The 15048-nt window shown below is 43.1% G+C and carries 14 protein-coding genes; 7 read left to right on the top strand and 7 right to left on the bottom strand.

The window, feature by feature from the left end:
• Positions 1 to 10: 10 nt before the first annotated feature.
• The 5 genes from AC30SH_RS07740 (at position 11) to AC30SH_RS07720 (ending at position 4037) form a co-directional block, all read left to right on the top strand.
• Positions 11 to 805: a cytochrome C assembly family protein gene (locus AC30SH_RS07740; protein WP_048750000.1), complete on the top strand. Its 795-nt coding sequence runs from the start codon at positions 11 to 13 to the stop codon at positions 803 to 805.
• Between the two features lie 75 nt (positions 806 to 880).
• Positions 881 to 2143: an HlyC/CorC family transporter gene (locus AC30SH_RS07735; RefSeq protein ID WP_212510326.1), complete on the top strand. Its 1263-nt coding sequence runs from the start codon at positions 881 to 883 to the stop codon at positions 2141 to 2143.
• A 180-nt stretch (positions 2144 to 2323) separates the two neighbouring features.
• Positions 2324 to 2788, top strand: coding sequence for a TonB-system energizer ExbB (gene exbB, locus AC30SH_RS07730; RefSeq protein WP_489582340.1), 465 nt, complete (start codon positions 2324 to 2326; stop codon positions 2786 to 2788).
• A gap of 9 nt (positions 2789 to 2797) precedes the next feature.
• Complete coding sequence (exbD, locus tag AC30SH_RS07725) at positions 2798 to 3262, top strand: TonB system transport protein ExbD (RefSeq protein WP_212510327.1); 465 nt, start codon at positions 2798 to 2800, stop codon at positions 3260 to 3262.
• Between the two features lie 10 nt (positions 3263 to 3272).
• A complete protein-coding gene (locus tag AC30SH_RS07720; protein ID WP_212510328.1) occupies positions 3273 to 4037 on the top strand; it encodes an energy transducer TonB in 765 nt (254 codons plus the stop codon).
• A gap of 81 nt (positions 4038 to 4118) precedes the next feature.
• On the opposite strand, the gene AC30SH_RS07715 is transcribed toward AC30SH_RS07720, so the two are convergent.
• On the bottom strand, positions 4119 to 4892 hold the full coding sequence (locus AC30SH_RS07715; RefSeq protein ID WP_314885861.1) for a M48 family metallopeptidase: 774 nt from the start codon (positions 4890 to 4892) through the stop codon (positions 4119 to 4121).
• A 77-nt stretch (positions 4893 to 4969) separates the two neighbouring features.
• Positions 4970 to 5497, bottom strand: coding sequence for an inorganic diphosphatase (ppa, locus tag AC30SH_RS07710; protein ID WP_006716839.1), 528 nt, complete (start codon positions 5495 to 5497; stop codon positions 4970 to 4972).
• A 154-nt stretch (positions 5498 to 5651) separates the two neighbouring features.
• Between ppa and mtr the strand changes: the two genes are divergently transcribed.
• Both mtr and AC30SH_RS07700 read left to right on the top strand, forming a co-directional pair.
• Positions 5652 to 6896 carry a tryptophan permease gene (gene mtr / locus AC30SH_RS07705; RefSeq protein WP_314885859.1) on the top strand — a complete coding sequence of 415 codons (1245 nt, stop codon included), beginning with the start codon at positions 5652 to 5654 and terminating at the stop codon, positions 6894 to 6896.
• A gap of 1 nt (position 6897) precedes the next feature.
• Positions 6898 to 7650 carry a class I SAM-dependent methyltransferase gene (locus tag AC30SH_RS07700; protein WP_212510331.1) on the top strand — a complete coding sequence of 251 codons (753 nt, stop codon included), beginning with the start codon at positions 6898 to 6900 and terminating at the stop codon, positions 7648 to 7650.
• Between the two features lie 97 nt (positions 7651 to 7747).
• Here the strand turns inward: AC30SH_RS07700 and leuD are convergent, their stop codons facing one another.
• From leuD to AC30SH_RS07675, 5 genes are all read right to left on the bottom strand, one after another.
• Positions 7748 to 8350: a 3-isopropylmalate dehydratase small subunit gene (leuD, locus tag AC30SH_RS07695; protein WP_212510332.1), complete on the bottom strand. Its 603-nt coding sequence runs from the start codon at positions 8348 to 8350 to the stop codon at positions 7748 to 7750.
• Between the two features lie 25 nt (positions 8351 to 8375).
• Positions 8376 to 9785, bottom strand: a complete 1410-nt coding sequence (leuC, locus tag AC30SH_RS07690; protein WP_212510333.1) for a 3-isopropylmalate dehydratase large subunit — start codon at positions 9783 to 9785, stop codon at positions 8376 to 8378.
• 77 nt (positions 9786 to 9862) lie between these two features.
• Positions 9863 to 10939 carry a 3-isopropylmalate dehydrogenase gene (gene leuB, locus AC30SH_RS07685; RefSeq protein ID WP_212510334.1) on the bottom strand — a complete coding sequence of 359 codons (1077 nt, stop codon included), beginning with the start codon at positions 10937 to 10939 and terminating at the stop codon, positions 9863 to 9865.
• Positions 10940 to 11043: 104 nt separating this feature from the next.
• A complete protein-coding gene (gene leuA, locus AC30SH_RS07680; protein WP_315027600.1) occupies positions 11044 to 12591 on the bottom strand; it encodes a 2-isopropylmalate synthase in 1548 nt (515 codons plus the stop codon).
• A gap of 519 nt (positions 12592 to 13110) precedes the next feature.
• Positions 13111 to 14895 carry an ABC transporter ATP-binding protein/permease gene (locus AC30SH_RS07675; protein ID WP_249113881.1) on the bottom strand — a complete coding sequence of 595 codons (1785 nt, stop codon included), beginning with the start codon at positions 14893 to 14895 and terminating at the stop codon, positions 13111 to 13113.
• Positions 14896 to 15048 lie beyond the last annotated feature (153 nt).

Raw genomic sequence — 15048 nt, 5'->3', positions numbered from 1 at the left:
AAGAACAATTATGTGGTTTGCTGTTTTATCAATTCTTTTTTACCTCATCAGTGTGTTACGCATTGCTCCCATTTTATTAACCTCGCAAGTGGCGGGAGCCGATGTTAAAACTAAAAAAACACAGTTTTTTTTGACCGCACTTTTGGCGGTGGTTTTTCACCTTATTAGCACTTTCCCGCTATTGGGAAACTTGGCAGAAGGGCAGAATTTCAGCATTATGGAAGTGGCTTCATTGATGAGTGTCATGATTGCTATACTTGCCACGTTAGCCATGTTGCGCGTCAACACCATGTGGTTTGTGTTACCGATTGTTTATTGTTTTTCCATTATTAATTTGATTTATGCCACTTTTCTTCCAAGCCACATTATTCAATTATTGAACCAAAATACGTCTATGCTTTTTCATATCGGCTTATCGATTTTTGCTTATGCCGTGTGCTGTATCGCGACTCTGTATGCGATTCAATTGGTCTGGCTTGATCGTCGTTTGAAAAGCAAAAAGATGACTTTTTCACCAATGGTGCCGCCGCTTATGACAGTAGAGCGTCATTTTTTCCGTTTATTGGTCAGTGGCGAAGTATTGATGACATTCACCCTCATCTCCGGCACCTTTCATTTGGTTAACGCCATGACGCCGGATAATATTCATAAAGGTTTATTTTCGTTATTCGGCTGGATTGTATTCGGCATTGCGATTTTAGGCTATAAGCACTACCGCTGGCGTGGAAAAAAGATGATTATTTATGCAATTTCAGGTATGATTTTGCTCACGATTGCTTATTTCGGTAGTCGTCTGATTGTGTAATATCAGTAAATGAGAAAAAAGTGCGGTGAGTTTTTCCCGCCTTTTTTATTTTTAAGTCAATATAAGGATTTCACTTTGGATAGTATTCCCCTTAGTACGTTATTTATCATTTTAATTGCCTGTTTAGTCCTTTCTGCCTATTTTTCCGGTTCTGAAACAGGTTTGCTTTCTTTAAATAAATATCGCCTGCGTTTTTTAGCAGAGCAGGGCAATAAAGGCGCCAAAAAAGCGGAGATGTTGCTTGCCAAACCGGACAAACTACTGAGTTTTATTCTTATCTTTAATAACCTTGTGAATATTAGTGCCTCGGCGATTGCGACCGTGATTGGGATGCGATTATATGGTGATGCCGGTGTGGCGATTGCCACCGGTGCATTAACGTTCGTGATGTTGATTTTCTCTGAAATTTTCCCCAAAACGGTGGCAGCGATGCACCCGGAAAAAGTGGGGTTGACCTCGAGCCATCTATTAACCCCATTACTCAAAGTTTTTGCTCCTTTAGTTTGGGTGATGAATGTATTAACCAAATTTTTAATGCGTTTGGTGGGCTTAAAACCGGATTTGAAAAAACAAGTCATTAGCCGCGAAGAATTGCGCAGCATCGTTTCCGAAGCGGGGGAAGCGACACCGGATGAGCAACATCCGCAAATGTTGCTGTCTATTTTGGATATGGAAACCGTTACCGTGGATGACATCATGGTGCCACGCAATGAAATCGGCGGCATTGATATTGATGATGACTGGAAATCTATTATGCGCCAGCTCAATCATGCGGCACATAACCGCGTGGTGTTGTATAAAGGCAGTATGGACGAAAACGTGCTCGGTATTTTGCGTGTGCGTGAAGCGTTTCGTTTGTTACTGGAAAAAAATGAATTTACCAAAGAAACCTTGATCCGTGCTGCCGATGAAGTGTATTTCATTCCTGAAGGCACGGCTTTGAAGACACAATTAGCTAATTTCCGTAATAAAAAAGAGCGTATCGGCTTGGTGGTGGATGAATATGGCGATATTAAAGGTTTGGTTACCTTGGAAGACATTTTGGAAGAAATCGTGGGAGATTTCACCACATCTAACGCGCCGACAATTGATGAAGAAGTTGTACAGCAATCTGATGGTTCGATGATTATTGAGGGTTCTGCCAATTTGCGCGATTTAAATAAAATGTTTAATTGGAATTTAGACACCGAAGATGCGCGTACATTTAACGGTTTGATTTTGGAGCATTTGGAAGAAATTCCTGAAGAAGGCACTGTTTGTGAAGTGAATGGATTGCGAGTGACTATTTTGGAAGTGAGTGACAACATGATTAAACAAGCGAAAGTAGTTAAGCTCTAAAATCTGACTTAAATCAAATTAAAGCGATGAAGTGTCTTCATCGCTTTTTTTATTGCTAAATTTTAATTTACAAACGATGGAAGATTCTTATAATTAATGCGATTCATTATCAGTTGTAAAAGGAGTGTGATTTATCTCCTTCTTTTTTATATTTTAAGCACCTCGTCTAAGGGAAAACAAATGCCACAAATTTTTGAATTTTTACACAATTACAGTGATTACATCATCATCGGTTTATTGTTATTTATGAGCATCTTAATGCTCGCCATGGTAATCGAGCGTTTCTTCTTTTTATCTCGTGTTAAAGTCAACCAATATTCTACGATTCACGCTCTTGAAATTGATTTAAATCGCAACCTTACTGTGATTTCCACCGTTGGTGCGAATGCGCCTTACGTGGGGTTATTGGGAACGGTAATTGGGATCCTTTTAACGTTCTACCAAATTGGTCAATCCGGTGGTGATGTCAATGCCGGCGAAATCATGATGCACTTATCTTTAGCGTTAAAAGCGACCGCACTTGGGATTCTTGTGGCAATTCCTTCCATGATTTTCTATAACGCCTTAGGTCGTAAAGTAGAAGTTAACCGTTTGAAATGGAAAGTATTACATTCTCAAAAGAATAAAGAAGATACCGAAGTATAAGGAATCACCGTGAAAAAGTTTGATGAAATCAACATTATCCCGTTCATTGATATTATGTTGGTGTTGCTTGCCATCGTATTGATTACGGCGTCTTTCATTTCTCAAGGGAAAATCCAAGTGAATGTGCCGAAAGCCAGTTCTTCTGTGGCATTTAAATCCAGTGAGTTGGCGAAATTATTGACGGTGACTGCTGAAGGGGAAGTATTCTTTAACGACAAACCGACCAGCTTGGAATCGTTAGAAACAGAAATTTCTGCTTGGGATAAAACCCAAAAAGTGACGTTGAAAATTGACGCTGGCGCTACTTTCCAAGATTTCGTGTCAGTAACTGATTTATTGGCAAAAAATGAGATTAAAGATGTTGCCATTGTGGCAACTAAAGGCGGCGAAAAATCAAAATCGACAGATGCTCCGTTGGCAACACCTGCCGCTCCACAAAAGGGCAATGCAGAAACAAAATCGGCAGCGCAGTAGGAGAGTCTGAATGCAGAATGCCAAACGTTCGCTGTTAAGTTTCCTGTTATCTGTTGTTATTCATGCCATTATTGTCCTTGTGTTGTTTTGGAGCCATTTAACGAAAACAGATACAACGGCAAATAGCGCAACCGGCGAAATTTCTACCAGTATTTCTATGGAGATGCTTATGGCGATGGTGGAAGCGGACACGCCACCGGTGGTGGAAAAAGCACCAGAGCCGGAAAAACAGGAAATGGTGGAAGACCCAACATTAAAACCGGAACCACCTAAGGTTGAAAAACCGAAAGAGCCTGAAAAGCCGAAAGAGAAACCAAAAGAAAAACCGAAAGAAAAACCAAAAGAGAAGCCAAAGGATAAACCGAAACCAAAAACTGATGCGGTGGTAGGTGATCGAACTGTTGAATCCAATGCGTCCGTTAACTCTAAGGCAACCACTACTGGTCCGGCAAATACGACCAATCCGAATTTGGTTGGTAATGGCGTGGGCGGCAGTGAGAGAGATGCTTATTTGTCAGCCGTTCGACGTGAGATTGAAAAACATAAACGTTATCCGGCACGTGCACAAATGATGCGTAAACAAGGTGTTGTCACCGTGTCCTTCTCAATTGCAGCCGATGGTAGTATCAGCGGTGCTAGTGTAGTGAAAAGCTCCGGTGTTGAGGATTTGGATAGTGCCGCATTAAAAGCTGTGGGCAGTGCTCGTTCTATCGGCCCTCGTCCTGCAGGTGTTTCTTCCAGTATTACGGTGCCGATCAGTTTCAATCTGAGATAATTTCTTTCTTACAAATAAAAGTGCGGTCAAAAAATAAATAAATTTTTGACCGTACTTTTTATTGCCTCTTAATGCAGAAAATTAGCTGTGTTTGCTTTTCTGATAGAGCGCCATTGCTTCCGGCATGAGGCGTAATAAGTTTTCTTGGCGATCTTTGTCGCTTGGGTGGGTGGAACTGAGTTTATCCAACACACTTTGTGAACCTTTAGACGCTTTTTGCATTTTGTCCCATAATCCCGGTGCTGCTTGTGGGTTGTAACCGGATTTGGCCATTAATAATAAACCGACTTCATCCGCTTCTGTTTCGGCACTACGGGAATAAGGTTTATCTAACGCCCAGTCTTTGGTTAAACCAACGACAATAGCGCTACCATCAGAACCGATCTGAGTGGATAACGCAACGTGTGCAACGCCGGCAAGTACGTCAGTGAATTGCCCCATATTGGCTTTCTTTTTACCATGTTCTTTTAAGGCGTGAGCCATTTCATGCCCCATCACTGTCGCGATTTCATCATCCGTGAGGTTCAAGCTTTCTACTAAACCGGTATAAAACGCCATTTTACCGCCCGGCATTGCCCAAGCATTCAGTTCTTTCGATTTAATCACTTCGATTTGCCAGTTAAACGGCTGACCGGTGTGATTTTCCTCATTGGCATAAGGTGCCATTTTGTTGAAAATTTTGTGTACGCGTTGAGCGGTTCTAGATTGGCTATCCAATTGTCCTTTCGCTTTTGCTTCAGTGATCATTTGACGATAGCCCATTGCCGCTTGTTGGTTGATTGAAGCGGAGTCGGCACAAGCACTTAAAATACCGATGATGGAGATGAATGCTAATGTTTTACCAAATTTGAACATAGATTTTCCCTCGTGGATTCGTGTGTAAAAAAGACCGCACTTTTTAAAGGTGCGGTCCTGTTTTGAGATTGTTTTTATTATTTTTTCGCACGTTCAAATGAATCAAGGATTTCTTTACGCGCTGCGTCAACGCCTTCCCATCCTTCGACTTTCACCCATTTACCTGCTTCTAACGCTTTGTAGCTTTCGAAGAAGTGTTTAATTTGTGCTTTTAATAATTCCGGTAAATCGCCCACGTCTTTGATATGGTCGTATTCTTTGCTTAATTTAGTGTGCGGTACCGCAACGACTTTCGCATCGCCACCGGCTTCATCGGTCATTTTCAACACACCTACCGGACGGCAACGAATAACGGAGCCCGGTTGTAACGGATACGGTGTTGGCACTAATACGTCAACAGGGTCGCCATCAGAAGATAAGGTGTTGTTCACATAACCGTAGTTTGCCGGATAGAACATGGCGGTTGCCATGAAACGGTCTACAAATAATGTGCCGGTTTCTTTGTCAACTTCGTATTTGATTGGATCGGAGTTTGCAGGGATTTCAATAACAACATAGATGTCATCTGGTAATTCTTTACCTGCTGGTACGCTTTCTAAGCCCATTTGTTATTCCTTCTTGTGAGTTAAATAAACGTCGCAATTATAGCGGTAATCGGCTTCATTTGTCGAGTTGAGGGAAAATGACATAATAAAATCCGGTTGTCTTTTATTCTTGTACTATTATAATAGTCCAAAATTTCAAAGAGAGGACTTTACAATGACAACACAAAAACGCCCTTCCTTACTCGGTGGCGCAATGATTATTGCAGGTACGGCAATTGGTGCCGGTATGCTTGCCAACCCAACATCCACTGCCGGTGTTTGGTTTTTTGGTTCAATTGCGATTCTGATTTACACCTGGTTTTGTATGACTACGTCGGGCTTAATGATTTTAGAAGCCAATTTACATTATCCGACCGGTGCCAGTTTCGATACGATTGTGACCGATTTATTGGGCAAAGGCTGGAATGTGATTAACGGCTTGTCCGTCGCCTTTGTGCTTTACATACTTACTTATGCTTACATCACTTCCGGTGGCAGCATCACGGAAAGTTTCCTGAATCAGTTAGGTGAAAACGTGGAAGTGGGGCGCACTGCAGGCTCCTTGATTTTCTGTTTTGTGTTGGCGGCGTTTGTGTGGTTCTCTACCAAAGCGGTTGACCGTTTTAGTACGGTGTTAATTGCCGGTATGATCATTTCTTTCTTCCTTTCTACCTCCGGTTTGTTGAGTTCGGTGAAAGCCGATGTGTTGCTTAATACAGTGGCACAGGGCGAACAGCAATATTTACCTTATATTTTGACCGCACTTCCGGTGTGTTTGGTGTCATTTGGTTTCCACGGCAACGTCCCGAGTTTGGTGAAATACTATGATCGTGACGGCAAGCGCGTGATGAAATCCATTTTCCTTGGTACCGGTTTGGCGTTGATTATTTATATTTTATGGCAGCTTGCCGTTCAAGGTAACTTACCGCGAGCCGAGTTTGCACCGGTCATCGCCAAAGGCGGTGATGTAGCGGCCTTATTAGAAGCTTTGAACAAATACATCCAAACGGATTACATTGGGATTATTTTGAATTTCTTTGCCTACATGGCTATCGCCAGTTCTTTCCTTGGTGTCACCTTAGGCTTATTCGATTACATCGCTGACTTATGTAAATTCGATGACAGCCGCTTAGGACGCACGAAAACGACATTAGTCACTTTCCTGCCGCCGTTATTGCTGAGTTTGCAATTCCCGTTCGGCTTCGTTATTGCTATCGGTTACGCGGGTTTAGCCGCCACGATTTGGGCTGCCATTGTGCCGGCATTGTTGGCAAAAGCGAGCCGTAAAAAATTCCCGAATGCCACCTATCGCGTACATGGCGGTAACTTCATGGTGTATTTTGTGATTTTATTCGGTTTATTAAACATCTTTGCGCAAGTAGCATTGCAGCTCGGTTGGATTGCTGATTTCAAAGGATAATATGCAAGACAAGCAAAGCGTGTATGACAAGGACGGTTTTTTCGACCTGTACCAGAAACTGCGCAGTAACCCGAACAGCTTAAATGAAATCGTCGAAAAGCCCACCATGTTGGGCTTAGTCGGCGACGTGTCAGATAAGCGTATTTTAGATTTAGGCTGTGGTTGCGGAGAACATCTCAAGCGCTATTTAGAACGGGGTGCCGCATTTGTTGCCGGTATAGATTTGTCCCAAGCCATGTTGCAACAGGCAGCAAAAAATCTTGCAGAATTTCGACCGCACTTTTTACTGGAGCAAGCTCCCATGGAGCGTTTAGATCAGTTAAATGAGGGAGGTTTTGATTTAATCACCAGTTCTTTTGCTTTTCATTATGTGCAGGATTTTCCTGCCTTATTAGCAAAAATTCATGCCAAACTGAAACCAAACGGACAATTGGTTTTCTCTCAAGAGCATCCCATTGTGACCTGTTATCAAGGCGGTGAGCGTTGGGAAAAAGACGCACAAAAACGCCAACTCGCCTATCGTCTCAATTTCTATCGTGATGAAGGCGAACGCCAACGCAACTGGTTTAAACAGCCTTTCACTACCTATCACCGCACCACTGCGACCATCATCAACAATTTGATTTCTGCTGGTTTTCACATTGAGCAAATGGCGGAGCCAATGCTTGCAGACCAACCGCAATGGCAGGATGAGTTTAAAGATTTACAACATCGCCCGGTATTGTTGTTTGTTAAGGCGAGAAAAAACACATAAAGTGCGGTCGGTTTTTGACGTGTTTTTGAGAAAAAGAAGGCGGACAATTTGTCCGCCTTTTAGCGCAGAAAATATCTGCTTTCCGAGTGATAAAAAGTTAGCGTAAGAACGCCGGAATCTTGCTTTCGTATTCTGCGATTTTGTCTTCGTGTTGAAGGGTTAAACCGATATTATCCAAGCCGTTTAACAAACAATGGCGGCGGAATTCGTCCAGTTCAAAGTGATACACTTTGTCACCTACGGTCACGGTCATGGCTTCCAAGTCCACATGAATTGGCTTACCTTCATTCGCCCACACCCATTGGAAGATTTCTTCCACTTCCTCTTCGCTTAAACGAATCGGTAACATGTGGTTGTTTAAACTGTTGTTATAGAAAATATCTGCAAAGCTGGGTGCGATCATCACTTTGAAACCATAATCGGCTAATGCCCAAGGCGCGTGTTCACGCGAAGAACCACAGCCGAGGTTTTTGCGTGCTAATAAAATAGTCGCCCCCTGATATTGTGGGTAATTCAGCACAAATTTCGGATTCGATTTGGTGCCTTCTACATCCAAATAACGCCATTCATGGAATAAGTGTTTGCCGAAACCTACGCGGGTAATGGCTTGTAAAAATTGTTTTGGAATAATCGCATCTGTGTCCACATTCGCGGCATCCAATGGCACTACTAAGCCTGAAAGTTGTTTGAATCCTGCCATTTTTCTTTTTCCTCTTCTTTGGGCCTTAATTTGATGCCACTTCACGAATATCAACGAATTTACCGAACATTCCCGCTGCGGCTGCCATGGCTGGGCTCACCAAGTGGGTACGTCCGTTACGGCCTTGGCGACCTTCAAAGTTACGGTTTGAAGTGGAAGCACAACGTTCCCATTCGCCTAAACGGTCATCATTCATCCCTAAACACATGGAACAGCCCGGATTGCGCCATTCTGCTCCCGCTTCAATAAAGATTTTATCCAAACCTTCTTTTTCTGCTTGTTCTTTCACTAAGCCGGAACCCGGCACCACTAAAATCCGTTTTACGTTATCGGCTTTTTTGCGACCTTTCATCACAGCCGCTGCCGCACGTAAATCTTCGATACGCGCATTAGTACAAGAACCGATAAAGACTTGATCTACAGGGATATTTTTTAAATCAGTGTTAGCGTCTAAGCCAATATAATTCAATGCTTTTTCTGCTGAGGCACGAGTCACCGGATCGGTCATTTCTGCTGGGTTTGGCACTGGCTGATCGATACCGATTACTTGGCCTGGGTTTGTTCCCCAAGTTACCTGTGGCGCAATATCTTTCGCTTCTAATGTGATGACCGTGTCAAATTTCGCATCATCATCGGATTTTAAGGTTTCCCAATAAGCAACGGCATCATCCCAATCTTTCCCTTTCGGGGCATGTGGACGACCTTTTAAGTATTCGAAAGTAGTTTCATCCGGTGCGATTAAGCCCGCTTTCGCGCCCATTTCAATCGCCATATTACAAACGGTCATACGGCCTTCCATAGAAAGGTCACGAATCGCTTCGCCGCAGAATTCCACTACATGGCCTGTACCGCCCGCCATGGTGGTTTTACCGATAATGGCAAGAATAATGTCTTTTGCGGTAATGCCTGGCGCTACTTTGCCGCGCACTTCAATTTTCATATTTTTTGCGCGAGCTTGTTTTAAGGTTTGTGTGGCTAATACGTGTTCTACTTCAGATGTACCAATACCAAATGCCAAAGCACCGAATGCACCGTGAGTGGCGGTATGAGAGTCACCACAAACGATAGTCATACCCGGTAAAGTTAAGCCTTGTTCAGGCCCCATCACATGCACGATACCTTGTTCTTTGGTGGTCATGTCGAATAATTGAATACCGGTCGCTTTTGTGTTTTTTGCGAGCTCCAATACTTGAATTTTCGCTTGGCCTTCAAGTTTGTTCACATCACGTACTTGAGTGGAAATACTGTGATCCATGGTACCGAAAGTTTTGCTTACTTGGCGTACTTGACGACCCGCAACACGTAAACCGTCAAAAGCTTGCGGACTGGTCACTTCATGGATTAAATGACGGTTAATATACAAAATCGGCGTTTCGCCTTCCGCTTCGTACACCACGTGGGCATCGAATAATTTTTCGTAAAGTGTTTTTGCCATAATTTTTCTCAATTCATTAGAGTAGTAAGTGCGGTTAAATTTGACAGTGTTTTAAACCGCACTTTAATTGTTTTTGATTAGATTGCGTTAGCGATTAACGTACCCATTTCTGCCGTTGAAACAGGGGTGGAGTCATCGGCTAAATCGCCGGTACGGTGACCATTTGCTAAGACTTCTTGTACTGCATTTTCAATCGCATCCGCTGCTTCGTTTAAGTTGAAGCTGTAACGCAACATCATCGCGGCAGAAAGAATTTGTGCGATCGGGTTGGCAATGCCTTTGCCTGCGATATCAGGGGCAGAACCGCCAGCCGGTTCATATAAGCCGAAACCTTCTTCATTTAAGCTGGCAGATGGCAACATGCCCATAGAACCTGTGATCATCCCTGCTTCATCAGAGATAATATCGCCGAAAATATTAGAGCAGAGGAGTACATCAAAAGACTCCGGTGCTTTGATTAACTGCATGGTCGCATTGTCGATATAAATATGATCTAAGGTCACTTCAGGGTAGTCTTTCGCCACTTCGGTCACGGTTTCACGCCATAAAATCGACGCTTGTAATACGTTGGCTTTATCCACAGAAGTCACATGTTTCCGACGTTTCATTGCCGCATCAAAAGCCGCATGAGCAATGCGTGCAATTTCATATTTGTAATAAACTTCCGTATCGAATGCTTTGGTTTGTGCGCCTTCGCCTTCGCGACCTTTAGGCTGACCGAAATAAATCCCGCCCGTTAATTCGCGCACAACCACCATATCAAATCCTTTTGCCGCGATGTCTGCTCGTAACGGACAGAATTTTTCCAATCCTTTGTAAAGGATTGCCGGGCGAAGGTTACAGAATAATTTGAAATGTTTACGCAATGGCAACAATGCACCGCGTTCTGGTTGTTGATCCGGCGGTAAATTTGTCCATTTAGGGCCGCCCACAGAACCAAACAAAATTGCATCTGCGTCATCACAACCTTTTAAGGTTTCTGCCGGTAACGGACAACCGCAGTGATCAATTGCGGCACCACCCACATAAAACTCGTTGAAGTTAAGTTTAAAACCAAATTTTTCTTGGACTTTGTTTAATACTTTAATGGCTTCCGCCATGACTTCCGGGCCAATACCGTCTCCCGGTAGAACAGCGATGTTGTATGATTGCATATTGAATTATCCTTTATTTGTTATTTAGTTGTAGGGACAGGCTTTATGCCTGTCCGATTACTCATTAATATTGGACAGGCATAAAGCCTGTCCCTACGAAGGGATTAATGATGTTTATGATTTTTAATATCTGCCACCTTATGCGCCCTATAAATTGCATTGATGGCGTGCACTAAGGCAAGCGCAGAAGATTCAACGATATCCGTCGCTAAACCTACACCATGGAATTTACGGCCTTCGTGTTCTACCACAATATCCACCTGACCTAAGGCTTCAGCGCCTTCGCCTTTGGCGGTTAAGTTATAGTGAGACATTTTGATCTCTAAACCGGTTAAATTTAAGATGGCGTTGTAAACCGCATCGACCGGACCGTTACCGCCGATTGACGAAGTACTTAATTTCTCACCGTCTAATTGTAATTGAACAAAGGCAGTCGCCGGATATTCCTTGGTGGAGTGAGCGGAAAGTTTATCTAACACCAAACGATCTTCATCGCCTTGCTGCATATCAATGAACGCCAAGGCTTCCAAGTCATAATCGAACACTTGGCCTTTTTTGTCCGCCAATTTTAAGAAGGAATCGTACAATTTATCCAAATCGTAATCTTGTTCGGTGTAGCCCATGTCGGTCATGTGGCCTTTCACCGCCGCACGGCCGGAACGCGCGGTTAAGTTCAATTTCTCTTTCTTCAAACCGATGGTTTCCGGCGACATGATTTCGTAGGTGTTTTTGTTTTTCAACATACCGTCTTGGTGAATACCGGAAGAGTGTGCAAAAGCATTGGAACCCACAATAGCTTTGTTCGGTTGAATTGGCATATTGCAAAGTTGGCTCACCATTTGGCTGACACGATGAATTTCTTGGGTATTAATTCGCGTGTCCACGCCGAATAGTGCCTGGCGGGTTTTAATTGCCATGACCACTTCTTCCAAAGCAGTGTTGCCCGCGCGCTCACCGATGCCGTTGATGGTACATTCAATTTGGCGCGCGCCGTTTTGTACGGCGGTTAAAGAGTTGGCGGTCGCCATGCCTAAGTCGTTGTGGCAGTGCACGGAAATAATCGCTTTGTCGATGTTTGGTACGCGATTGCGCACTTGAGCGATGATGTTGCCGTACTCCATCGGTAAGCAGTAGCCCACAGTGTCCGGAATATTGACGGTAGTGGCGCCGGCGTTGATTGCTGCTTCGACAATGCGGCAGATATTGTCGATACCTGTGCGTCCTGCATCTTCGCAGGAAAATTCGACGTCGTCGGTGTAGTTACGCGCGCGTTTTACCGCGGCTACGGCCATTTCAACCACATCGTCAAATGTCCGTTTTAATTTGGCTTCCACGTGTAATGCGGAACTGGCAATAAAGGTGTGAATACGGAAAGCTTCCGCCACTTTTAAGGCTTCATACGCCGCGTCGATGTCTTTATCTACGGCGCGGGAAAGTGCCGCAACTCGACTATTTTTGATATGGCGTGCGATAGTTTGTACGGATTCAAAATCCCCTTGCGAGGAGACCGGAAAGCCCACTTCCATGACATCCACGCCTAAACGCTCTAAAGCAAGGGCAATTTGTAATTTTTCTTTTACGGTAAGGCTTGCTTTTAACGCTTGTTCCCCATCACGCAAGGTCGTATCAAAAATAATAACGCGATCTGTCATAACATTTTCCTTCTTTCAATCACTCAAAGTGCGGTCGCTTTTTCAGTTGTTTTTGCTCGTGTACAAACGAAAAAACCCGCAAATTAGAGTGCGGGTTTAAATCTTGAGGGTTTTACATTTGACTGTTTTTCATCCACAACTTAGCCGCACAAAGAATGTGAGAGCAGCAGGTTGAGGGATAAAGAAACAGTGATAAACATGAAAAATCCTAATGCATAAAATCTGTAAAAGTGCGTCACATATTACGGATTTAAATTCTTCTGTCAAACGTTTGCTTAGTGTTTTATATTGATTTTTGCGTTATTTTAGAAATAACTTTGGATTTATTGTCTGATATTTTTGAGTTTGTTGGATTTATGTTCTTTATTTGTTTTTTGCTGTGAATTTTTATTCTAGGAAAAATTTATTTGATAAATAGTTCTACTTTTTTTACAGGACAGAAAAGAAAAGTACGGTAAATTTTCTTAAATATTTAAAAAAACGTTATGAAAATCCACCGCACTTTCATGCGCAATAAGCTTAATGAGTACTTAATTCCCAATGCCCATCCGTCTTCAATTCTAAACGCTTTTCATGTAATGGCACTAAGGTTGAACGATGCCCGATGCTGATAATGGTGGTATTCGGCAATTCCCGACGAATTAACCGATACATGGCATCTTCAAGTCCTTCATCCAGGCTGGCGGTGGCTTCATCTAAAAAGGCGACTTGCGGTTTATGGAGCAAAAGCCGCGCGAAGGCGAGACGTTGCTGTTCGCCTAGGGATAAAATGCGGCTCCAGTCTTGTTCTTGTTCCAAACGTTCTTGTAAATGGGCAAGTTGTACTTGCTGTAATACGTCATTTACTTTCGTCAAATCAGCCTGCTCCGTGGTGTTGGGATAATACAGTGCGGTGAGCAAATCCCCTTGAGGTAAATAAGGGCGTTGTGAAAGGAAAAGGCTGTTTTGTTGCGGACAGAAGATTTCGCCGTGCGCATACGACCATAAACCGGCAACGGTGCGTAACAAGGTGGTTTTTCCCACTCCAGATTGACCTTGGATTAGCAAAGAATCCCCTTTCGGCAGCGTGAGATTGAGATCGTTAATCAGTGTTTTGCCAAGTGGCGATTTCACATTCAGATGTTGGAAAATAACATCGGTTGGGTGATCGGTGATCTGGGTTTTGCTTTCTTTCTGTGCGGCTTCTACGCTGTAATGGAAGCCGGTTAAACGGTCCAAAGTGGCTTTGTATTCGGCAAAGCTATCGTACGTGTTACGGAAGAAAGAAAGATTGGAATGCAATTTGCCAAAGACTTGCAAGGTTTGCATCAGATCGCCCAGTTTAATTTGTTTTTCAAAATAGCGTCCCACTTGAATGAGTAAAGGGAACACTACGGAAATTTGGCTGACCACTAAGTTAAAACCGGAGAATTTTAAGGCTCGGAAGACGATATCCCACATATTGTCGATAACAGCGCGAAATTGTTTATAAAGCTGGCTTTTTTCAACTTTTTCACCGGCATAGAAAGCAATACTTTCAGCGTATTCTTTTACACGGATTAAAGAATAACGGTAATTCGCGTTTAATTTTTCGTTGGTAAAATTGAGGCGAATTAACGGCTTACCAAGCCAAAAGGCGATAAGTGTGGTGAAGATCACATAAGCGAACACTAAAAAGACCATCATGTGTGGGATTTCGACGCCGAATAAACTCATTGACCCAGCTAATCCCCACAATAAAATCGTGTAAGAAATCATGGAGGTGACCGCATCAATGACGCCGGTACTCAAGGAAAGCGTTGTTTTGACATAGGATTGCACGTCTTGTTGAATCCGTTGATCGGGGTTGTCCAAATGTTGGGCGGTATATTGGCTTTTATAGTAGGCGCGGTGGCTCATCCATTTTTCCAACATTTCTTGGTTTAACCATTCAATCCAATTAATGGAAAAGCGCTGGCTGATGTAGTAGCTAATTAAGGCAGAAAGTACGGAAAATCCGGCGATAAAACAAAACAGGATCATTTGTTCCCAAAAGACCGGCTGATTGAACTCTTGTAGCGAGGTGTACATATTGTTATACCAAGTGGAATGTACCAGCCCAAGACGAACGCTAAACAAGGTTAAAGCGACAATCAGAACGAAAAATAACAATGGTTTAACGCTACGTTTCGGTGAAAGGTAGCCGCCGGCAAACATCCAAAATTGTTTTCCCCAGTGGGTGAAACGCACCAACAAAAAGATGCTGAGGCTAAAAACAACGGTTGTGATTGCTAAGGTTTTTGCAATCCAAAGTAGGGAGGTAATCGCTTCCTGAGAGTAGTCCATTATGTAATCCGCTAATAAAAAAGTGCGGTTCATTTTAAAAAGATTTCCCTATTAGGCAAGAAAAAATGTGATAGAGGTTTCACTTTTTGTGTTTGTTTTCCCTAAAAAAAATGAAGTTGCTATAATTTGCCACAGTTAATTTTATTTGAGGTA

This window comes from Aggregatibacter sp. HK296 (assembly GCF_980469475.1).
The sequence above is the reverse complement of the archived record's forward strand: the minus strand, read 5'-3'. Positions and strand labels throughout refer to the sequence as shown.